Origin of the sequence: Natronomonas marina, from assembly GCF_024298905.1 — an archaeon.
Lineage (GTDB): Archaea > Halobacteriota > Halobacteria > Halobacteriales > Haloarculaceae > Natronomonas > Natronomonas marina.
On the sequence record NZ_CP101154.1, the window covers coordinates 3,537,823 to 3,556,297 of the forward strand.

Here is an 18,475-nt window from a genome sequence, read left to right on the forward strand (position 1 = left end):
CGCAACCGGGTCAGGTCCGGCCGTCGGCGGACGGTTCCGTGGCGCGCTCGAGGAACCCGTCGGGGAGGGAGTCGACCTCGCCGGCCTGGATACCCCAGAGGTTCGCGTACAGGCCGTCGGCGGCCAGCAGTTCCTCGTGGGTGCCCCGCTCGACCACCTCGCCGTCGTCCAGCACGACGATGCGGTCGGCGTCCTTCACCGTCGACAGGCGGTGGGCGATGACGAGCGTCGTCCGGTCCTCGGCCAGCCGGTCCAGCGAGCGTTGGATGAGGTACTCCGTCTCGGTGTCGACGGCGCTGGTCGCCTCGTCGAGCAGGAGGATTTCGGGGTCCTGCAGGACCGTGCGCGCGATGGCGATGCGCTGCCGCTGGCCGCCCGAGAGCTTGACGCCCCGCTCGCCGACGCGGGTGTCGTACCCCTCCGGGAGTCGCTCGACGAAGCCGTGGGCCTCGGCGGCCTCGGCGGCGGCCACCACCTCCTCGCGGTCTGTGTCGAAGCGACCGTAGCGGACGTTCTCGGCGACCGTGCCGTCGAAGAGGAAGGTCTCCTGGCTCACGTAGCCGATTGCCGACCGGAGGTCCGCCAGCCCGACGTCCCGGACGTCGTGGCCGTCGACCCGGACCGCGCCGTCGGTGGCGTCGTACAGCCGCAGGAGGAGCTTGGCGACGGTCGACTTGCCCGCGCCCGTCGGCCCCACGATGGCGACCGTCTCGCCCGGTTCGACCGAGAGGTCCACGCCGTCGAGCACCACCTCGCCGTCCCCGGTCTCGGGTCGCTCCCCGGTCGACTCCTTCGAGCCCCGGAGCGGGCCGCCGTACGCGAAGGTCACGTCGTCGTACTCGATGCGGCCGTCCGGGTCCTCCAGCGGGTCGGGGTCGGGCCCGTCCTCGATGCGGACGGGCACGTCCATCAGCCCGCAGATGCGCTTGCCGGAGGCCTTGGCGTTCTGGTACCAGTCGACGACGTTCGAAAGCTGGGCCATCGGGCCGGTCAGACGCTGGGTCAACAGCACGAACACGACGAAATCGCCGGTGGTCAACTCGCCGGAGAAGAACAGCGGCGGTCCCGAGAACACCCACAGCCCGCCGAGGACGAACGTCGCCAGCAGCGCCGCGCCGGTGATGAGCTGCATCCCCGGCCGGTAGAAGTAGCTCAGTTTCAGGACGTCCATCTGGGCGTCGAAGACGTCCTGGGAGACGCCCCGGAGGCGCTCGTTCTCGTAGGACTCGGTGGCGGTCGTCTTGACCAGTTCGATGCCACCGAGACCGTTCTCGATGCGGGTGTTCAGATCGCCGACCGTCTCGCGGTGACGGGCGTACCGCGGTTCGATGAGCCGGACGAACCACCAGGTGAAGCCGACCAGTAGCGGAACCGCCCCCAGCGTCACCAGCGCGAGCTGGTAGTTCGTGTACAGCAGCACGGCGAGGATGCCGCCGACGATGACGACGATGCGGACGCTGTCGCCGAGGGCGTTGTCGAAGAACGTCTCCAGGTTCGAGGTGTCGTTGTTGAGGATGGACATCACCTCGCCCGTCTCCTTGTTGTCGAAGAAGGTCATGTCCAGCCGCTGCATCTTCTCGTAGGCGTCGACGCGAATGCTGTACATCACGCCGTGGGCGAAGAAGTTCATCGCCACGCCGCGGACCCACTGCAGGACCGCGCCGCCGAAAAGCGAGACCCCGACGACGGCCGCCGACAGCCGGAACTGCGCCGCCCGGTCGGTCGGAAGCCACGCCGCCGGCACCAGCGGCAGCGTGTAGGCGCCCTTGCCGTTGAACACCGCGTCGATGGTCGTCCCGAGCACGACCGGCGTCACCAGAAGGGCGCCGTACGCGAGGACACTGCCGACGATTCCGACGAGGAGCCACCACCGCTGGCCCGCCGCGTAGCCCCGGAACAGTCGCACGAGCGGCCGCTCCACCCGGTTCCGGTAGGCATCCAGTTCGGTCTCGAACGTCTCGGCGCGGCTCATCGCTCGCCGCCCCGGTCGACGCGTTCGGTCGGGCGCTCCCGGTCGTGACGGGGCCGCAACGGCTCGATGCGCGGCCCGCGCGGCGTCGACTCCACCTCGGCTTCGATTTCGAACACCTCCGCGAGCAACTCCTCGGTGACGACCTCCTCGGGCGTCCCGCGGGCCCGTATCTCGCCGTCCTTGAGCGCGACCATCTCGTCGGCGAGCCGCGCCGCCTGCTCGATGTCGTGCAGGACGACGACGACGGTGATGTCGCTGTCCTCCCGCAGCGTCTCGACTATCTCCATCACCTCCAGCTGGTGGTGGAGGTCGAGGAACGTCGTCGGCTCGTCCAGCAGGAGGACGTCGGTGTCCTGGGCGAGCACCATCGCTATCCAGGCGAGCTGTTTCTGCCCGCCGCTCAGCTGTCCGACCTCGCGGCCCCGCAGGTGCCCACAGCCCGCCAGTTCGATGGCGCGGTCGACCGCCCGCTCGTCCTCGGCGGTGACGCTCTCGAAGAAGCCGCGGTGCGGGTACCGGCCGTGGTACACGAGGTCCTCGACCGTGATGCTGTCGGGCGAGGTACTCTCCTGTGAGAGCAGGCCCACCCGCCGGGCCAGTTCCTTCGCGTCGAGGGCGTCTATCTCCCGGCCGTCGAGGAGGACCGACCCGGCGTCGGGCGCGAGCTGGTCGGCCAGCCCCTTCAGGAGCGTGCTCTTGCCGGAGCCGTTCGGCCCGACGAGTGCCGTGACCGCCCCGTCCCGGGCCGCGATGGTCTCCCCGTCGACGACCGGCGTCTCGCCCGTCGGGTACGAGAGCACGAGATTCTCGCCGGCGAGGCTCGCCTCCTCCGCGTCGGGGGCCGGTTCGTGGCCGTTCGTCCGCGGGTCGGACGCCTGCTCTCCCGGCATCATATCTCACCCATCCGTTCCTGCCTGCGCATCAGGTAGAGGAAGTACGGGCCGCCGACGAGTCCCGTCACGATGCCGACGGGTATCTGGACGGGGCTCAGCGCCAGGCGGGCGCCCACGTCGGCGGCGACCATCAGCGCCGGCCCGGCGAACAGGCAGCCGACGACCAGTTTCCGGTAGTCGCTGCCGACGACGTTGCGGACCATGTGCGGGACGATGAGGCCGACGAAGCCGACGATGCCGGCGACGGCGATGCTCGCGGCGGCGGCCAGCACCGCGACGCCCGACAGCGCGAACCGGACCCGCTCGACGTTCATCCCCAGCGAGGAGGCGGTGTTCTCGCCGAGCAGGAGGACGTTCAGCTGCCGGGAACTGACGAGCGCCAGCACCATCGCGACCACGGACCACGGCAGCGCCATCCGCACCTGCTCCCAGTCGGTGCCGGTGAGCGAGCCGGTCGTCCAGGCGATGGCCGACTGGACGACGCCGATGCTGTCGGCGAAGAAAAAAAGCGCCGTCTGCAGCGAGGTGAACACCGTCCCGACGATGACGCCGGCCAGGACGAGCCGCACGGGGCTGGTCCCGTTCTTCCAGGCGATGGCGTAGACGACGAGGAAGGCGGCGATGCCGCCCACGGAGGCGATGACCGGGAGCAACGCCGAGGCGTTCAGTACCACCGCGCCGGCAACCAGCGGGAGCACGATGGTGGCGGTCATCCCCGAGAACACGACCAGCGTCAGCAGTATCATCAGCCCCGCCCCCGAGGAGACACCGAGGATGAACGGGCTGGCGAGTTCGTTCCGGGTGACGGCCTGGAAGATGGCCCCCGAGACGGCGAGGTTCATGCCGACCAGCGCGGCGACGAACACGCGCGGCAGCCGGATGTTCCAGACGATGAGGCTGCGCTCGTTCATCTCCGGCACCTCCCCGCCCAGCAGGAACGCCTCCCAGGCCTGCCAGCTGAACACCACGTCGGGGTTGAACACGGCCCGCCAGGCCTCGACGATGGTCATCGAGTACGCGCCGAAGCTCACCTGCACGAGTCCGCTGACGACAACGACTGCGACGCTGCCGGCACAGAGGGCCGCGAGCGAGCCGTCGAACCAGCCGAGCCACGCCTCGCGCCAGCCGCTCGCGCCCGCGTCCGACCCCGTCTCCGTGGCCATCTACCGGCTCACCTCCGCCCCGTCGAGTTCGGCGGCACGTTCGAGTACCAGTTCGTCGTCAACGGCGTCGAGCACCCGCCCGGTTCCGAGCACCTCGACGAGTCGCTCGACGCCCCGCTCGGCGGCCGCCTCGACCTCCTCGTCGGTGCGGCGCGTCTCGAAGGCGCCGTCGATGTAGCGCTCGCGGAGTTCGACGAACCGCTCCTCGTCGACGCCGCCGTGCATTTCGTTTTCGAACCACTCCCGCCAGCGGTCGCGGTCGGCCCACTCCCCCGAGAACTCGGCGTCGGACCTGAGCCAGTCGTAGTGGGGGGCGACCTCGCCGGCGTACCCCCGTTCCCGCCGTCGGTCCTCGAGGAGGCACCGGGCGACGTGGGCGCCGTGGCCGGCGACGACGATGGTCTGTGCGCTCCGGTCGCCGGCGGGGGAGGCGACGTAGAGCCCGTCGACCGGGGTCCGACCGTCGTCGTCGGGGTAGGTCGGGTCGAACCGCTCTTCGAGTTCGCCGTGGTGCTCCTGCTCTTCGAACATGGCCTCGACGCCCAGCCCGCGGAGGTAGGAGCCGTCGTACCACGTCGCGGCGACGACGTACTCGGCGGTGTACTCCCGCCCCGCGCCGGTCTCGACGACGAAGTTCGAGTCGGCCCCCGCGCGCTCGACCGAGTCGACCCGCTCCTCGAGGCGGTCACAGCCCGCCTCCCGGACGTGGGCGTGCATCAGGTCGTAGAAGACGTCGACGTCGACGCCTGCGGGGAACCCGAGATAGTTCTCCAGGTAGGCACACCGCCGCAGGGCCGCGCTTCCCTTGTCGAACACCGCGGTGTCGAGGCCGTACCGGGCCGTGAAGAGAGCCGTCGAACAGCCCGCCGGCCCGCCACCGACGACGACGACGTCGTACTCGGTCGTCCGCTCAGATGTTCCCATTGACGATGTCGGCGACCCGCTGTCGGTCGAACAGCTGTTCTCCGCCGAATTCGTCGGGGTACAGCCCCTGGGCGGCAGTTTCGAGCTGGAAGAGGTGGATGATGGGGCCCTGGTACGTCATCCCGCCGTAGACGACGCGGTCGTTCCGGACGGCCGCGAGTTCACTCGCGACGGAGTGGTCCCGCATGTGGGCGGTGACGTTCTCGTCGACCCACTCCTGGGTAATCTCGCCGGGGAGCCGAATGGCGATGACCTCGGGGTCGATTTCCAGCAGCGTCTCGTAGTCGATCTTCCCCCCGCCCACCTGTGCGTCCGTGACGTCGTTCTCGGCGAGCGCATCCCGGACGTTCAGGTCGTTCCAGTGTTTGGACTGGGTCCCGGAGCCGATGCGGTACGGCCAGAACTCCTCCGGCGGGGTGCCCGCCGGGACTAGGACAGCGACGTCGAGCGTCTCGGCCGGGAGCCGCCCCTCGACGTCGGCGAGTATCTCGTCGTGGTACTGCTCGAACGCCTCGTAGCGTTCCCGCTCGTCGAAGACCTCCGCGAGCTTCTCGAAGGCCCCGTACATCGAGTAGTACTCGTAGTCGTGCCAGCCGTAGACCCGCGTGAACGTCGTGTTGCCGAAGAACGGCGCGACGTTCTCGCCGATCTCGTCGACATCCCCCTGGTCCCACTGGATCCGGTTTATCATGAACTCGGGGTCGACGACGTGGATGTCGGCGTCGAGTTCGTAGAAGACCTCCTTGTCGGTCCCATCCTGCCACAGTTGCGTGAGTTCGCTCTTGTCCACCGAAACGCCCGGAAGTTCCTCGTAGTGGTGCGCCCCGAACCGCCGGCGGATGCCGATAGCCTCCAGGCCGTCGCCCCGACCGAGCGCGACGCCCATGTCCGCGTAGTCGCCGGTGTACGGGAACCACGTCTCGGGCACTTCCTCGAACTCGACGGACCCGACTGGCTCCATCGACACCGAATACGACTCGTCGACCGTCCCAGTCGGCGTCGGGTCGTCGCCCTGGTTCGCCCCGCCCGGACTGTCAGGCCCGCCCGTACAGCCCGTCAGCAGCCCGCCCCCGACGACCGCGCCGGCGTACTCGATGTAGTCACGCCGAGCCGGCCCCTCGGCCGTCCCGGGGGCGTCCTCGGCCATCGTCAGGCCCCTCCGTTGACGATGTCCGCGACCGCGTCGCGGTCGAACAGGTCGCCCGAGTAGACCTCGGGGAAGTACAGTTTCGCGTACCGCTCGGTCAGGAATAGGTTGTGCAGCGGCCCGGCGTAGATGGGCCCACCGCGGAACACCCGCCCGTCCTCGACCGCCGTCAACTCCGAGGCCGTCTCGTGGCTCCGCATGAATGCGAGGACGGTGTCCTCGAACTCCTCGCGGCTCTTGTCCTCGTGGCCGCGCACGAGTACCGAGTCGGGGTCGACCTCGAGCATCGTCTCGTAGTCGATCTGCCCCCGGTCGGTCGTCGAGAGACCCTCGATGCCCGTCCCGGCCAGCGCGTCCGTGATGCCGAGGTCGTGGAACTGCTTCTTGTTCGTCCCCTGGTCGCTGACGCGGTAGGGGTAGAACGCCTCCGGCTGGTCGGGAGCGGCGAACGTCAGGAGGGCGTTCGGCCGGTCGTCCGCGGGCGGGAGGTCCGCCTGGATTCGGGCGATGAACTCGTCGTGGAGCTCCTTGAGCCGGGTGAACTTCCCGTGTTCCTGGTGGACGCGGGCGACCTTCTCGAAGGCACCGTACAGGTCGTAGTAGCGGTAGGTGTGCCACTCGTCGGTCCGCCGGAAGATCGTGTTCCCGACGAAGGGGGCGACCTTGCCGGCCAGTTCCTCGACGTCGGCCTCGTCGAGACCGAAGAAGGTGTTGTTGACGAGCCACCTCGGGTCGATGAGGTGAACGTCGCCGTCCAGTTCGTAGAAGATCTCCTTGTCGATGCCCTCCTCGCCGTTCAGCTTGGTAATCGACTCCGTGTCGACGTCCACGCCGTCGAGTTCGTCGTAGTGGTCGGTGTGGAACCGCGACGGCAGACCCAGCGAGAGGACCGAGTCGCCGTGGCCCAGCGCCACCGCCATGTCCGCGTAATCGGGGAAGTAGTGGGTGACGCGCTCCGGTGGCTCGTCGAACGCCACCTCCCCGGCCGGCGCCATCTCGACGGTGTAGGAGCCGCCGGATTCGGTCGCCGTGTCGGTCCCACCTGTGGGCGTCGGCCCCTCGCCGTCCGGCGTCGAGTCGGACCCGCCCAGGTCGGTACAGCCAGCCAACAGTCCGCCGCCGACGACCGCGCCGCCGTACTTCACACAGTCGCGCCGCGTCGCCCCCTCGTACTCCGGTGTCTCGTCTGCCATACTTTTTAGGCCCGCCTAACAATACAAAACGGTTCCGAACTTTAGGCAGACCGAAAACAGTCAGTGAGGCGCCCCGCAGCGGGGACACATCGGCGGTGCGCCGTCGGGTAGTTCGAGTCCGCAGTGGGGACACTCGCCGTCGCCGTCGGTCGACCGAATCGCCGCGACGGCCTCGTCGGTGCCCCGCCGAATCGACTCGACGGTTCCGACCCCGTCCGGCGTCCGCCCGGTATCGTCGCCGAGGGACGCGCGTGCGAACCGCACACGGTCGGTCAAGAACGGCGGGGCGTCGTCGTCGGCCACCCCGCCAAGGCCCGGCACCGGGTCGGCCGGCGCACCCGACCGTGCGAGCAGGGCGACGGCCTCCACGGCCCGCCCCTGGACGTACGGACTCTCGTCGGCCAGTCGGGCCCGGAGCGGGTCGGCCGCCTCCGAGAGGTTCTCCGGGTGCTCGCAACCGACGGCCGCGAGCGCCGTACAGAGGTGGTACCGGACGAGAACGCGGTCGTCGTCGAGGTGTTCGGCCAGCGACGGGACCAGGTGCCGGAGCCGGTCCGGGTCGCCCAGTGCGACGCAGGCGAGGCCCTTCGCCAGTTTTTCCCTGACCTCGGGTTCGTCGAACGAGAGGCCGACCCGGAGGTCGGCCAGCACCGCCGGGTCCTCGACCGCGCCGGGGGCCTCGAGCGTGACGTAGCCGAGGGCCTCGGCGCACCGCCCCCGCACGTAGTAGAACTCCCCGTCGTCGGCCAGTCGGTCGGCGAGCGACTCGACGGCTGGCAGGACGACGTCGGGTACCGACTGGGCCAGCGCGACGAACAGTTTGGCGGTGGTCAGTCGGACGGCCCGCTCTTCGTCGTCCAGAAAGGTCGCGAGCGTCCCGGCGAAGTCTCCGAAGGCCTCCGGCCGCTCCTCGGCGAGGTTCCGGAGTTCCCGCAGCGCCCGCTTGCGGGCGTCGGCGTCGTCGAGTCGGCCCAGACACGCCGCCGCACCCTCGCGGTCACCGGCCGCGAGGAGTTCGGCCGGGCGGCCGGGCGACGGCGGCTGGGCGGGGTCCGTCATCGGTTCCTGCTCCGTGCCCGGCCTTCGGCACGGCGGCGTATAGTTCGTCCTCATCTGCAGGCATCCTCACGTCGGGCATTGACCCGGCGTCGAGTCTCGTCGAACGGAAGCGCGGCGGCGACGTCGCCGGAGCGGTCGCCGACGAACCGGAACGCGAGCGAGCCATTTAGGTCCCCCGACGACGCAGGGACATCCGTGCGCCTGGAGAACACCTACATCGGCGTCGAGGGGGTCGGCGAGACCACCGAGCGGCGTCTCTGGGAGCGGGGCGCCCGCACCTGGTCGGAGTTCGACCCCTCGCTGTGCGGGTCGACCACCGCCGACCGCATCGAGTCGTTCATCGAGACCGCCCGCCCTCGCTTGGCGGCCGACGACTCGGAGTTCTTCGAGGAGCAGTTGCCCTCCGCCGAGCGGTGGCGACTCTACGAGGACTTCCGAGAGTCGGCCTGTTTCTTCGACATCGAGACGACGGGACTCGACCACGACCGCGACAGGGTCACCTGCGTCAGCGCCCACCGGAACGGGACCACCGAGACGCTCGTCCGCGGCGACGACCTCACCCGCGGGAACCTCCGGGAGTTGCTCGACGCGCCGCTGCTGGTGACGTTCAACGGCGCCCGCTTCGACGTGCCCTTCCTCGAGACGTCGTTCGACCTCTCGGTCGACGCGCCGCACCTCGACCTGATGTACCCCTGCCGGCGGGCCGGGCTGACGGGCGGGCTGAAAACCATCGAACCCGAGGTCGGCGTCGAGCGCGACCGGCCGGACATCTCCGGCGAGGACGCCGTCCGCCTGTGGCGCGAGCACGAACGGGGCGTCGACGGGTCCCTGGAGACGCTCGTCTCCTACAACCGCGAGGACGCGGTGAACCTGCGGACGGTCGCCGACGAGACCGTCGACCGCCTCGACGGCGAACTGTTGCCGTAGCGCAACCGCTTTGCCGCCGCCGGCACAACGCCGGGTATGGACTGGCGGCTCGTCCCCGAGGAGATGCTCGACGGCGCGGTGTCGATGGCGCTCGACGAGGTCGCCGCCGAGACCGTCGCCGCCGGCGGTCCGGCGACCGTCCGGCTCTACCGGTGGCTCCCGAGCACGCTCTCTCTGGGCTACGGCAACGACGCCGACGTCGTCGACTGGGAGTTCTGCGAGGAGATGGGCATCACGGTCACGCGCCGGCCGACCGGCGGCGGCGCCATCTACCACGGCTCGGCCGAGGACATCGCCTACTCAATCATCGCGCCCGCCGAGGAGTTCTCCGGCGACGTCACCGAGAGCTACCGACAGCTTCTCGAACCGGTCGTCGAGGCCTTCGAGACGTTCGGCGTCGACGTCTCCTTCGCCGACGACGAGCGGGAGGCAATCTGGTCGCCGGCCTGCTACCTCCGCGAACTGGACCCGGCCCACGACCTCGTCGGCCCGGACGGCCGGAAGATAGCCGGCAACGCCCAGTACCGGACCCGCGACGCCATCGTCCAGCACGGCTCGCTGTCCTTCGACGTCGACGCCGAGACCCACCTCGGCTGTTTCGAGGACCCGCCCGTCACCGCCGACGAGTTCGAGGAGCGCGTCTGTGGCGCACTCGAGTTCCGCGAGCACGACGACGTCGTCGAGACCGGCGTGGGGGCGCTCGGCGGCTACGACCTCCACCGCTCGCGGCTGGTCGCCGACCTCGAGGACGCACTGTCCGAGTGGGCCGGCGCCGAGGAGGGCGAGTGGACCGACGCCGAGACCGACCGCGCCGGCGAGATTCTCGACGCGAAGTACGGCGCCGACGAGTGGGTCCGTGGACGCACCGACCCGCTGGATTGACCGGGGCTCCCTCGTCGTGTGACTGGCGTTGTTTTTAGCCACATCGCCCCCCAGTTTCGATGTTCTTTACAACAACGGCAGCGTCGATATCCGCGGCCCCGGAGCCGCGACGTTCCCGTGGACCGAAACCGCTTTGCCCGACGCCGGCCTCGCCACGATTCCATGACCCTCCTCGACGACGCCGAGTCGGTGGCGGTCGACGCCTGTCTTGCGGGCGGCGAGTACCTCCGCGACGTCTACCACGACGGTAGCTCCGAGGCGAACCACTCGGCGGTCGACACGAAGTCCAGCGCCGACGTCGGGGCCGAACGGCGCATGCTGGACGTCCTGTGCGAATCGTTCCCGGGACACGCCGTCGACGCCGAGGAGTCCGGCCACCACTCGGGCGACGACCGATACCGATGGGTCGTCGACCCCCTCGACGGCACGAACAACTTCGAGGCCGGACTGCCCGCGTTCGCCTCGGCGGTCACGCTGCTGGTCGAGGACGAACCGGCGCTTGCGGCGGCCTACGTTCCCATTCCCGACGACCTCTACGTCTGCCGTCACGACCGGGGGCTGCGGTACGGCGCGACCCCCGTCGACGGCGCCGAGACGCCGGCACCGGCGCCCGAGGCCGCGACGGTGATGTCCGTCATCGGCCACGACGTCAAGCGCGACCCAGAGGCCAGCGCCGTCTCCGAGGCGATAAACCGCGACGTCGAGGCGACCTGCAAGCGACGCCTCGAAAGCTGGAGTCCGACGGTCCACTGGGGACTGCTCGCCCGCGGCCGCATCGACGGGGCCGTCTGCTATCGCCCCGACGCAGAGGAACAACTGCTGGGCGAACTGTTCGTCGAGTCGGTCGGTCACGAGACGGCGGCCGGCGACGACGGCGAGTGGTTCGTCGCGGCCCGGACCGAACGGCTGGCGGCCGACCTCCGGGCGGTCGTCGAGGACGCGCTGTAGCCTACTGCATCGTCACGTAGGTGAGGACGGCCAGCGCGAACAGCTGTAGCGCCCGCAGCGACAGCAGCGCCCGCTGTGCGATGGGGTCACCCGAGTAGAGCATCCCAGTGCTGAAGAAGAAGTAGACGGCCAGCAGGTTCTCGACGAGCAGGACGGCCGCGAAGGCGATGAGTCCCAGCGTCAGCGGCGTCCGGAACGTCCGGTAGTTGCGCACCCACACGGCGATGAGCCCGAGCAACAGCACGACGCTGACCGCCGAGAGCCCGCTCGCTATCATCAGATTTGTGTTCATTGCCATTGTCGTTCCTCCGTCGTCACGTCGGTCCTCGCCACGGCTCACTCGCCCTCCATCCGTTCGGTGATGCGCTCGAACTCCTCGCGGTGACGGTCGAATCGGTCGGTGAGGAAGTACAGTTCGCCGTAGTCGTCCCCGCCGGTCTCGACGACGTCGTGGTCTTCGAGTTTTGCAAGGTGGTATCTGACGGTGTTGTACTCGAGGTCCAGCGCCTCGCTGAGTTGGTTCGCGTTCCGCGGTCGGTCGTCGATGGCCCGGACGAGTCGCGCCCGGTTCTTCCCGCCCCGCGTGCCGGCCAACAGGTACCAGAGCGCTTTCTCCATCCAGTGTCCACCCGGGATTCGACCAGTGACGGTATATACGTGAGGGTCACGGCTCGACGGTCCTGGAGACCCACCCCGAGGGACCGCTCGGGAACGCGTCGGTCTCGTCGGACGGCTGGACGGTTCCGTCGGTCTCGATGGCCCGGACGACCACCTCGTGTTCGCCGTCCGGCGGGTCGTAGGTGTGGACCCACTGTCGCCAGACGTCGTCGCCGGGCAGCGGCTCCGAGAGGTCCGCCTCCGTCCAGGTGTCGCCGCCGTCGATCGACACCTCGACCGACCCCACGCCGCGCGTGCCGGCGTAGGCGTGGCCGCCGACCCGAATCAGGCCGTCGTCGAGCGATTCTTCGAGGTGGAGCTTGGCCACGGTGTTGACCGGGCCGGTACCGTGCCAGCCGCGCTCCTCCCAGTAGCCGTCGGCCTCCTCCTCGAGGATCTCGATTTCGGTGATCCACTTGACGTTGATCTCGCCCCAGTGGCCGGGGATGAGCGCGCGAGCGGGGTAGCCGTGGCCCGCCGGCAGCGTCTCGCCGTTCATCCCGAACGCGAGGAAGCCGTCCTCGAGTGCCGACAGCGGGAACTCCTCGTAGAAGTCGTCGGCCGCCCGGAGCATCACGCAGCACTCCTCGGCCGGCCCGGCCGGTTCGACGAGGTCCATGATGGGCACGCCCGTCCAGAGGGCGTTGTCCATCTTCCGGCCGTTGAGGCGCTCGCCGACGCACCGGAGGCTGACGAACCTGTTCTCGGCGTCCATCTCCCGGACGTCCGCGTAGGTGTAACTGACCTCCTCCTCGACGGCGCCGGTGACCGTCAACTCCCACTCGGCGGCGTCGAGGGTCGGGTCCGTCGCGTTGATGTCGACCTCGTAGAAGTCCTCGGAAACGAGCGCCTCGAGCCCCTCGACGTCCAGCGACTGACCCTCCGCCTGGCTCAGCCGCTGGTCGATCTCCGCCTGCAGTACGCTGTTGACCTCCAGCGGTTCGCCGGCACCGGACGGCTCGGTGAAGCCGCCCCGCCCACCGAGGAGGTAGCCGCCGCCGACGAACGCGAGCGCGCTCGCGGCGCCGCCGAGGACGCGACGGCGCTCCTCGGAGACCGTCTCCAGGTCGGGCAGCGAGGCGAACGCCGCGGCAGCGAGGACGCCCCCGACGGCGAGGCCGGCGACCGCCGAGGGCAGCGGCACGGCCGTCACCGCGTAGGCGGCGCCAGCGGCGAGTGCGCCGCCGACCGGCGGTCCCACCGGCGGCAGGTCGGTCCGGCGAGCGACGCCGAGGCCGACCAGCGCCGCGGCGGCGAAGACGGCCGTCGAAATCGCCAGCGCCGCGACGATGTTGAGTTTGCTGCCGAGGTCGCCCAGCACCGTGATGGCGTACCTGACGACGACCGCCGGCATCTCGCGGGCCAGCAGTCCCGCTATCGGCCCGGCGACGAACGACGGCGTGAACGCCGCCACCGCGAAGGACCCGGCGACGCCAGCCGCGCCCGCACACGCTGCGACCAGCAGCGCCCACGCGCCAGGTAGCCGGCCCAGTACGCCGGTTCGTGACGAGTCGTTCATCCGTCGTCCGCCCCGCGTCGGAAACTATCCATTCGTTCGACACATGGACTCCAGACTGTTGTAGGTTGCCACACGAGCACCGCTACCCCTCATCGTCCATGGAGTCGCCGTCGTCCATCGACTCGTTCATCGAATCGCCGTCGTCCATCGATTCATCGTCCATACCTTCGTCCTCCATGGACCCGTCGTCGTCCATCGATTCATTGTCCATGGAGTCACCGTCACTGGAGTCGTCCATCGATTCATCGTCCATGGAGTCACCGTCACTGGAGTCGTCCATCGATTCATCGTCCATGGAGTCACCGTCACTGGAGTCGTCCATCGATTCATCGTCCATGGAGTCACCGTCACTGGAGTCGTCCATCGAATCGCCGTCGTCCTCGCTCGACCCGAAGTCGGTACAGCCGGCGACCAGGACGGCCCCGACGCTGCCGGTAACCTGTAGCGCCCGTCGTCGCGTCGTGTGTTCTCGCATCGTACGCCGACCGTGGACGACCTCGGTATAGTGTATTTTTCAAAGTCGGTGCGTCTTCCGTGGGAAGTCGGTTGCAGGTCTCTCTAGAATTCGGCGTCGCCGGTTGTCGCCGGCCGCGTCGGTCGCGCCGGTGTCGGCCCCCGAGGGTCGGCACCCCGCCGCTCCCGGGATATTCAAGTCGACCCGTACAGTAGGCGGCGACAGTGGCAGTCTCCTTCGACCTCTTCGGGACGCTCGTCGACGCCGACCGGCCGACCGACCCGGCCGCGGCCGTCGCACGGGAACTCCGTGAACGCGACGTCGCGGTCCCGTCGGACTTCGAGGCGGCATACCGGAAGACGCACGTCGACGCCCCCGAGGGCGCCGAGGTGCCGCTGCCGGCGCACGTCTCGGCGGCGCTCGCCTCCCGCGGGGTCGACGCGCCGAACAACGCCGCACGCCGGGCGGTCGTGGCGGCCTTCGACCCCGAGGTCCGGCGACGACCGGGCGCAATCGAGGCCATCGAGGCGGCCCGCGAGCACGGGCCAGTGGGTCTCTGTTCGAACTGCAGCGTCCCCGAGTTGGCCCGCCGGGCGCTGATCCGGGCGGACCTCCGGGACGCTCTCGACTGCGTCGTCACGAGCGTCGCCTGCGGGTGGCGCAAGCCGGACCCGCGGGCCTTCGAGACGGTCGCCAGGCGGCTCGACGTCCCCGTCGCCGAGTTGACTCACGTCGGCGACGACCCGGCGACCGACGGCGGCGTCGTCGACGCTGGCGGCCGGTTCGTCGACATCGACGAGACGCCGCTGTCGGCGCTCGACGCCGAACTGGAGGCGCCTCGGTGAACTCGGTCCCGCCCGTCACCGTCGCCGTCGGCCTCGCCGTCGCGCTGGAGTGGCTGTTCCGGGAACCGCCCGCCCGCTACCACCCGGTGGCGCTGTTCGGCCGCGTCGTCGAGGGGGTCGACGCCCGGCCGCCGGGGTCGTCGAAGCTCGCCGGCGCGGTCGTCGCGGTCGCTCTCCCGACGGCCGCCGCAGTCCTCGTGTACCTCCCCCTGTCGGCGACGGCTGGGCTGTCCGGCGTCGTCGTCGCGGGCCTCGCCGGCCTCGTCCTGTGGTCGAGTTCGAGCTTCGGGCTCCTGCTCGAGGCGGGCGAGCGAGTGATCGAGCACAGCGATGCGGACCCCGAGGCCGCACGCGAGTCTCTGCCGGCGCTCGTCGGCCGCGACCCCGGGTCGCTGTCACCGGCGCTGATCCGCAGCGCCGCCGTCGAGAGCCTCGCGGAGAACCTCTCGGACGGCCTCGTCGCGCCGGTGCTCGCGTTCGTCCTCCTCTCGTTCGTCTCGCTGCCGGCCGCCGCCGCGGCCGCCGCCTTCGTCAAGGCCGTCAACACGATGGACTCGATGCTCGGCTACCCCGGCGACTTCGGGTGGGGCAGCGCGCGACTCGACGACGCGGTCATGTTCGTTCCCGCGCGGGTGACCGCCGCCCTGCTCGGTCCCGCGGCCGGGGACCCGGATGCGCCCTGGCGTGCGCGCCGCTACGCCCGGAAACCGGCCTCGCCCAACGCCGGATGGCCGATGGGGACGATAGCGGCCGCCCTCGACGTCCGCCTCGAGAAGCCCGGCGCCTACGTCCTCAACGATATTTCGAACCTCCCGACGGTCGCCGACGGCGAGGCGGCGCTCGCGGCGGTCCGGCGTGCCGGCGTCGTGACGTATATACTCGCGGCGGCCGTCGGAGTGGTACTGTGGCTGTGACCGATATCGGGGCGGCGTTCCGCGGCGGCGTCGCCTTTCTCACGCGAATCCCCGTCGGGGCCGGCGAGGAGGAGTGGCGCCGCTTTCAGGCGGTCCCGGCGGTGTTCCCGCTGGTCGGCTACCTCGTCGGCGCCGTCGCGGCGGTGCCGTTCCTCCTGTTGCCCGCCGAGGCCGCCGCCCTCGCGTACGTGACCGTGCTGGTCGCACTCGTCGGCATCACGCACCTGGACGGCGTCGCCGACCTGGCCGACGCCGCCGTCGTCCACGACGCCGACGGCCGCCGAGAGGCACTCAAGGACACGACGACCGGCGTCGGCGCTATCGTGGCCGTCACCCTCGTCGTCGCGGGGCTGGCGCTGGCGGGGCTGGCGCTTTCGGGTCTTCCGCCGCTGCGGGCGGCGGGAATCGTCGTCGCCGGCGAGGTGGGCGCCAAACTCGGGATGGCGACGGTCGCCTGCGTCGGGTCGGCGAGCCACGAGGGTCTCGGCTCGGGGTTCACCCGGGCCGCCGACCCCGCGCTGCTGGTCGGCCCGGCCGTCGTCGCCGTCCCCGCGGCCCTGCTGACCGGGCTCTCGCCGGCCGCCCCGGTTGCCGTCCTCGCCGGACCGCTCGTGGCCGTCGCCGTCGTCCGGTGGACCGACGGCGCCCTGGGCGGCGTCAACGGCGACGTCTTCGGCGCGGTGAACGAACTCGCCCGCCTCGTCGCACTGCACGCGGGGGTGGTCGCGTGGACGCACTTCTGATGTGCGGCGGCCGGGGGACCCGACTGGACCACGGCGAGAAACCCCTCTACGCGGTCGGTGGCGACCCGATGGTCGACCGGGTGCTGGCCGCTCTCGAGGCCAGCGGCGTCGAGGCCGTCCACGCCGTGACGTCGCCGCACGTCCCCGAGACCGCCGCCCATCTGGAGGGCCACGTTCCCCGAATCGAGGCCGGCGGCGACGGCTACGTCGAGGACCTGACGGCCGCCCTCGAGCGCGTCGAGCTGCCCGTCCTCACCGCCGTCGCTGACCTGCCCCTCCTCTCGGCCGAGTTGGTCGACCGGGCGCTGTCGGCACACGGCGAGGGCTCGCTCGCCGTCTGCGTGCCGACGGCTCTGAAGGAGGCCCTTGGCGTCAGCGTCGACGCGACCCGCGAGCGGGACGGCCGCCCGCTCTCCCCGTCGGGGCTGAACGTCGTCGGGTCGGGCGACGAACGCCTCCGGGTCAGCTACGACGCCCGCCTCGCGATCAACGTCAACCGACCCGCCGACGCGGAACTCGCGGAGGTGCTCGCCGATGGACCCGGATAGCGTCGCCGACGCCGGGCGGGTCCCGCACGGCTCCAGCGACGACCCCGCCGTCCTCGATTTGAGCGCGAACGTCAACCCCGAGACGCCGGACGGCACGCGGGCGGTCTACGAGGAGGCCCTCGCCACCGCCCGCTCGTACCCGGACGACGGCTACCCCGAGTTCCGGGCGGCGGCGGCCGACTACGTCGGCTGTGACGTCGAGAGCGTCGTCCCGACGGCCGGCGGCCTCGCGGCCATCCGGCTGGCAATCGGCGTCACCGTCTCCCCGGGCGACGGCGTCCTCGTCCCGTACCCCTCCTTCGGCGAGTACGCCCGCGAGGTCGAACTGGCTGGCGGCGCCCCGGATTTCGTCCCGCACGACGAGGTGCTCGATGCCGACCCCGAACCGTACGCGATGGCGGTGGTCTGTACGCCGAACAACCCGACCGGTGACTGTCCGGACGCCGACGCTCTCCGTGCGTTCGCCGACCGCTGTGCCGACGCCGGGACGGTCCTGCTCGCCGACGAGGCGTTCCTCGGCTTCACCGACCGCGCGTCGCTGGCCGGCCGCGAGGGCTGCGTCGTCGCCCGCTCGCTCACGAAACTGTTCGGTCTCCCGGGGCTCCGGGCCGGCTTCGCGGCCGCCAGCGGCGACGTCCTGGATCGACTCCGGACCGCCCGGCCGACGTGGTCGCTCGGCGGGCCCGCCGCCGCCGTCGGCGCCCACGCCATGCGGGACTCGGCCTTCGTCGAGGCGACGCGCCGTCGCGTCCGCCGCGAGCGCGCCCACCTCCGGGAGGGCCTCGCGGCGCGCGGCTTCGAGGTGTTGCCCTCGGAGGCACCGTTCGTCCTCTGTGACGTCGGCACCGACCCCGCCGACCTGCTGGCGGACTGCCGGGAGCGCGGCGTCGTCCTGCGGGACGCGACGACGTTCCGGGGGCTGGAGAGCCACGTCCGGGTCGCCGTCCGCGACCGCGAATCGACCGACCGGCTGTTGGCCGTCCTCGACGACCGATGACCTTCGAGTACCGCCGCACCGACGACCGCCTGACGCTGCGCCGCCCGGGGACACGGTGGCTCTCGAACGGCTTCGATGGCGGCTACCGGACCGCCGACGCCGCCCACAATCTCACCGTTCCGGAGGGGTTCGACCGGACCGACCTCGACGCCTACGCGGCCGAACGGCTGGGCGAGTCGCCCGCGGGCCCGACGCTTCTGACCGGCGTCAGCCAGCGCCACGCCCGCGGTGCCCGGCGCGGCCCCGTCACCGCGGTGGCGACGGCGGGGCTGTCGAACCCCGCCGCGCTCCCGATGGACCCCTCGGCGGACGCGCCGCCGGCCGACCCGGAGACCGACTGGCGGCCCGGCACGGTCAACGTCTTCGTCGGGACGACGGCGGCGCTCGATTCGGGCGGCCTCGCGGGGCTGCTGGCGACCGCCGTCGAGGCGAAGGCGGCGACGCTGCTGGACGCCGCCGGCGTCCCCGGGACGACGAGCGATGCGGTCGCCGTCGGCTGTGACCCGACCGGCGAACCGTCGGCCTTCGCCGGCAGCGCGACGGCGGTCGGCGGCGCCGCGCGGGCCTGCGTCCGCGAGGCGATTTCGGCGAGCCTCCAGGCGCGCTACGACGGCGAGTCCCCGCCGACACCCACCGAGGCCCGGTACGGCGTCTCGACGGACGCCGCCGCCGAGGTGTTCGAACCGTAGC

The 18,475-nt window shown here is 70.8% G+C and carries 20 protein-coding genes; 9 read left to right on the forward strand and 11 right to left on the reverse strand.

Annotated elements, in window-relative coordinates:
* Positions 1–10: 10 nt before the first annotated feature.
* From NLF94_RS18475 to NLF94_RS18505, 7 genes are read right to left on the reverse strand one after another with little or no spacing between them, the layout of a single operon-like run.
* Positions 11–1,972 carry an ABC transporter ATP-binding protein gene (locus tag NLF94_RS18475; RefSeq protein ID WP_254839110.1) on the reverse strand — a complete coding sequence of 654 codons (1,962 nt, stop codon included), beginning with the start codon at positions 1,970–1,972 and terminating at the stop codon, positions 11–13.
* Positions 1,969–2,865 carry an ABC transporter ATP-binding protein gene (locus tag NLF94_RS18480; protein ID WP_254839111.1) on the reverse strand — a complete coding sequence of 299 codons (897 nt, stop codon included), beginning with the start codon at positions 2,863–2,865 and terminating at the stop codon, positions 1,969–1,971. The genes NLF94_RS18475 and NLF94_RS18480 overlap by 4 nt, the downstream gene beginning before the upstream one ends.
* Positions 2,862–4,028: a FecCD family ABC transporter permease gene (locus tag NLF94_RS18485; protein ID WP_254839112.1), complete on the reverse strand. Its 1,167-nt coding sequence runs from the start codon at positions 4,026–4,028 to the stop codon at positions 2,862–2,864. Before NLF94_RS18485 ends, NLF94_RS18480 begins: the two co-directional genes overlap by 4 nt.
* Complete coding sequence (locus NLF94_RS18490; RefSeq protein WP_254839113.1) at positions 4,029–4,952, reverse strand: FAD-dependent oxidoreductase; 924 nt, start codon at positions 4,950–4,952, stop codon at positions 4,029–4,031.
* The gene (locus NLF94_RS18495; RefSeq protein WP_254839114.1) at positions 4,939–6,099 is read right to left on the reverse strand and encodes an ABC transporter substrate-binding protein; all 1,161 of its coding nucleotides are present in this window, start codon (positions 6,097–6,099) and stop codon (positions 4,939–4,941) included. The genes NLF94_RS18490 and NLF94_RS18495 overlap by 14 nt, the downstream gene beginning before the upstream one ends.
* A gap of 2 nt (positions 6,100–6,101) precedes the next feature.
* Entirely contained in the window at positions 6,102–7,292 is a 1,191-nt protein-coding gene (locus NLF94_RS18500; RefSeq protein WP_254839115.1) for an ABC transporter substrate-binding protein, read from the reverse strand.
* Between the two features lie 60 nt (positions 7,293–7,352).
* Positions 7,353–8,351, reverse strand: a complete 999-nt coding sequence (locus NLF94_RS18505; protein WP_254839116.1) for a HEAT repeat domain-containing protein — start codon at positions 8,349–8,351, stop codon at positions 7,353–7,355.
* A 195-nt stretch (positions 8,352–8,546) separates the two neighbouring features.
* Between NLF94_RS18505 and NLF94_RS18510 the strand changes: the two genes are divergently transcribed.
* From NLF94_RS18510 to NLF94_RS18520, 3 genes are all read left to right on the forward strand, one after another.
* The gene (locus NLF94_RS18510) at positions 8,547–9,278 is read left to right on the forward strand and encodes a ribonuclease H-like domain-containing protein (RefSeq protein ID WP_254839117.1); all 732 of its coding nucleotides are present in this window, start codon (positions 8,547–8,549) and stop codon (positions 9,276–9,278) included.
* A gap of 36 nt (positions 9,279–9,314) precedes the next feature.
* The gene (locus NLF94_RS18515; protein ID WP_254839118.1) at positions 9,315–10,160 is read left to right on the forward strand and encodes a lipoate--protein ligase family protein; all 846 of its coding nucleotides are present in this window, start codon (positions 9,315–9,317) and stop codon (positions 10,158–10,160) included.
* Between the two features lie 162 nt (positions 10,161–10,322).
* Positions 10,323–11,108, forward strand: coding sequence for an inositol monophosphatase family protein (locus tag NLF94_RS18520; protein ID WP_254839119.1), 786 nt, complete (start codon positions 10,323–10,325; stop codon positions 11,106–11,108).
* Between the two features lies 1 nt (position 11,109).
* Here the strand turns inward: NLF94_RS18520 and NLF94_RS18525 are convergent, their stop codons facing one another.
* The 4 genes from NLF94_RS18525 to NLF94_RS18540 form a co-directional block, all read right to left on the reverse strand.
* Positions 11,110–11,406, reverse strand: a complete 297-nt coding sequence (locus tag NLF94_RS18525) for a DUF8036 family membrane protein (RefSeq protein WP_254839120.1) — start codon at positions 11,404–11,406, stop codon at positions 11,110–11,112.
* Positions 11,407–11,444: 38 nt separating this feature from the next.
* On the reverse strand, positions 11,445–11,726 hold the full coding sequence (locus NLF94_RS18530; protein ID WP_254839121.1) for a winged helix-turn-helix domain-containing protein: 282 nt from the start codon (positions 11,724–11,726) through the stop codon (positions 11,445–11,447).
* A gap of 46 nt (positions 11,727–11,772) precedes the next feature.
* Positions 11,773–13,284 carry a molybdopterin-dependent oxidoreductase gene (locus tag NLF94_RS18535; RefSeq protein WP_254839122.1) on the reverse strand — a complete coding sequence of 504 codons (1,512 nt, stop codon included), beginning with the start codon at positions 13,282–13,284 and terminating at the stop codon, positions 11,773–11,775.
* 82 nt (positions 13,285–13,366) lie between these two features.
* Positions 13,367–13,759, reverse strand: coding sequence for a hypothetical protein (locus tag NLF94_RS18540; protein WP_254839123.1), 393 nt, complete (start codon positions 13,757–13,759; stop codon positions 13,367–13,369).
* Positions 13,760–13,962: 203 nt separating this feature from the next.
* Here NLF94_RS18540 and NLF94_RS18545 point away from each other — a divergent pair, with 203 nt between their 5' ends.
* Genes NLF94_RS18545 through NLF94_RS18570 form a run of 6 tightly spaced genes read left to right on the forward strand, consistent with a single transcriptional unit; the run spans position 13,963 to position 18,474 of the window.
* The gene (locus tag NLF94_RS18545) at positions 13,963–14,583 is read left to right on the forward strand and encodes an HAD family hydrolase (protein WP_254839124.1); all 621 of its coding nucleotides are present in this window, start codon (positions 13,963–13,965) and stop codon (positions 14,581–14,583) included.
* Positions 14,580–15,497: a CobD/CbiB family cobalamin biosynthesis protein gene (locus tag NLF94_RS18550; protein WP_254839125.1), complete on the forward strand. Its 918-nt coding sequence runs from the start codon at positions 14,580–14,582 to the stop codon at positions 15,495–15,497. The genes NLF94_RS18545 and NLF94_RS18550 overlap by 4 nt, the downstream gene beginning before the upstream one ends.
* Positions 15,488–16,240 (forward strand): adenosylcobinamide-GDP ribazoletransferase, encoded by a 753-nt coding sequence (gene cobS, locus NLF94_RS18555; protein ID WP_254839126.1) that lies wholly within the window; start codon positions 15,488–15,490, stop codon positions 16,238–16,240. The genes NLF94_RS18550 and cobS overlap by 10 nt, the downstream gene beginning before the upstream one ends.
* On the forward strand, positions 16,240–16,788 hold the full coding sequence (locus NLF94_RS18560; protein WP_254841452.1) for an NTP transferase domain-containing protein: 549 nt from the start codon (positions 16,240–16,242) through the stop codon (positions 16,786–16,788). The genes cobS and NLF94_RS18560 overlap by 1 nt, the downstream gene beginning before the upstream one ends.
* Positions 16,775–17,785 carry a threonine-phosphate decarboxylase CobD gene (gene cobD / locus NLF94_RS18565; RefSeq protein WP_254839127.1) on the forward strand — a complete coding sequence of 337 codons (1,011 nt, stop codon included), beginning with the start codon at positions 16,775–16,777 and terminating at the stop codon, positions 17,783–17,785. Before NLF94_RS18560 ends, cobD begins: the two co-directional genes overlap by 14 nt.
* Positions 17,782–18,474 carry an adenosylcobinamide amidohydrolase gene (locus tag NLF94_RS18570; protein WP_254839128.1) on the forward strand — a complete coding sequence of 231 codons (693 nt, stop codon included), beginning with the start codon at positions 17,782–17,784 and terminating at the stop codon, positions 18,472–18,474. Before cobD ends, NLF94_RS18570 begins: the two co-directional genes overlap by 4 nt.
* Position 18,475: the final 1 nt, after the last annotated feature.

What these genes read in the sequence shown, in the direction of transcription:
- NLF94_RS18475 (WP_254839110.1), bottom strand. Translation starts at nt 1,972, where the DNA reads ATGAGCCGCGCCGAGACGTTCGAGACCGAACTGGATGCCTACCGGAAC.
- NLF94_RS18480 (WP_254839111.1), bottom strand. Translation starts at nt 2,865, where the DNA reads ATGATGCCGGGAGAGCAGGCGTCCGACCCGCGGACGAACGGCCACGAA.
- NLF94_RS18485 (WP_254839112.1), bottom strand. Translation starts at nt 4,028, where the DNA reads ATGGCCACGGAGACGGGGTCGGACGCGGGCGCGAGCGGCTGGCGCGAG.
- NLF94_RS18490 (WP_254839113.1), bottom strand. Translation starts at nt 4,952, where the DNA reads ATGGGAACATCTGAGCGGACGACCGAGTACGACGTCGTCGTCGTCGGT.
- NLF94_RS18495 (WP_254839114.1), bottom strand. Translation starts at nt 6,099, where the DNA reads ATGGCCGAGGACGCCCCCGGGACGGCCGAGGGGCCGGCTCGGCGTGAC.
- NLF94_RS18500 (WP_254839115.1), bottom strand. Translation starts at nt 7,292, where the DNA reads ATGGCAGACGAGACACCGGAGTACGAGGGGGCGACGCGGCGCGACTGT.
- NLF94_RS18505 (WP_254839116.1), bottom strand. Translation starts at nt 8,351, where the DNA reads ATGACGGACCCCGCCCAGCCGCCGTCGCCCGGCCGCCCGGCCGAACTC.
- NLF94_RS18515 (WP_254839118.1), top strand. Translation starts at nt 9,315, where the DNA reads ATGGACTGGCGGCTCGTCCCCGAGGAGATGCTCGACGGCGCGGTGTCG.
- NLF94_RS18520 (WP_254839119.1), top strand. Translation starts at nt 10,323, where the DNA reads ATGACCCTCCTCGACGACGCCGAGTCGGTGGCGGTCGACGCCTGTCTT.
- NLF94_RS18525 (WP_254839120.1), bottom strand. Translation starts at nt 11,406, where the DNA reads ATGGCAATGAACACAAATCTGATGATAGCGAGCGGGCTCTCGGCGGTC.
- NLF94_RS18530 (WP_254839121.1), bottom strand. Translation starts at nt 11,726, where the DNA reads ATGGAGAAAGCGCTCTGGTACCTGTTGGCCGGCACGCGGGGCGGGAAG.
- NLF94_RS18535 (WP_254839122.1), bottom strand. Translation starts at nt 13,284, where the DNA reads ATGAACGACTCGTCACGAACCGGCGTACTGGGCCGGCTACCTGGCGCG.
- NLF94_RS18540 (WP_254839123.1), bottom strand. Translation starts at nt 13,759, where the DNA reads ATGCGAGAACACACGACGCGACGACGGGCGCTACAGGTTACCGGCAGC.
- NLF94_RS18560 (WP_254841452.1), top strand. Translation starts at nt 16,240, where the DNA reads ATGTGCGGCGGCCGGGGGACCCGACTGGACCACGGCGAGAAACCCCTC.
- cobD (WP_254839127.1), top strand. Translation starts at nt 16,775, where the DNA reads ATGGACCCGGATAGCGTCGCCGACGCCGGGCGGGTCCCGCACGGCTCC.
- NLF94_RS18570 (WP_254839128.1), top strand. Translation starts at nt 17,782, where the DNA reads ATGACCTTCGAGTACCGCCGCACCGACGACCGCCTGACGCTGCGCCGC.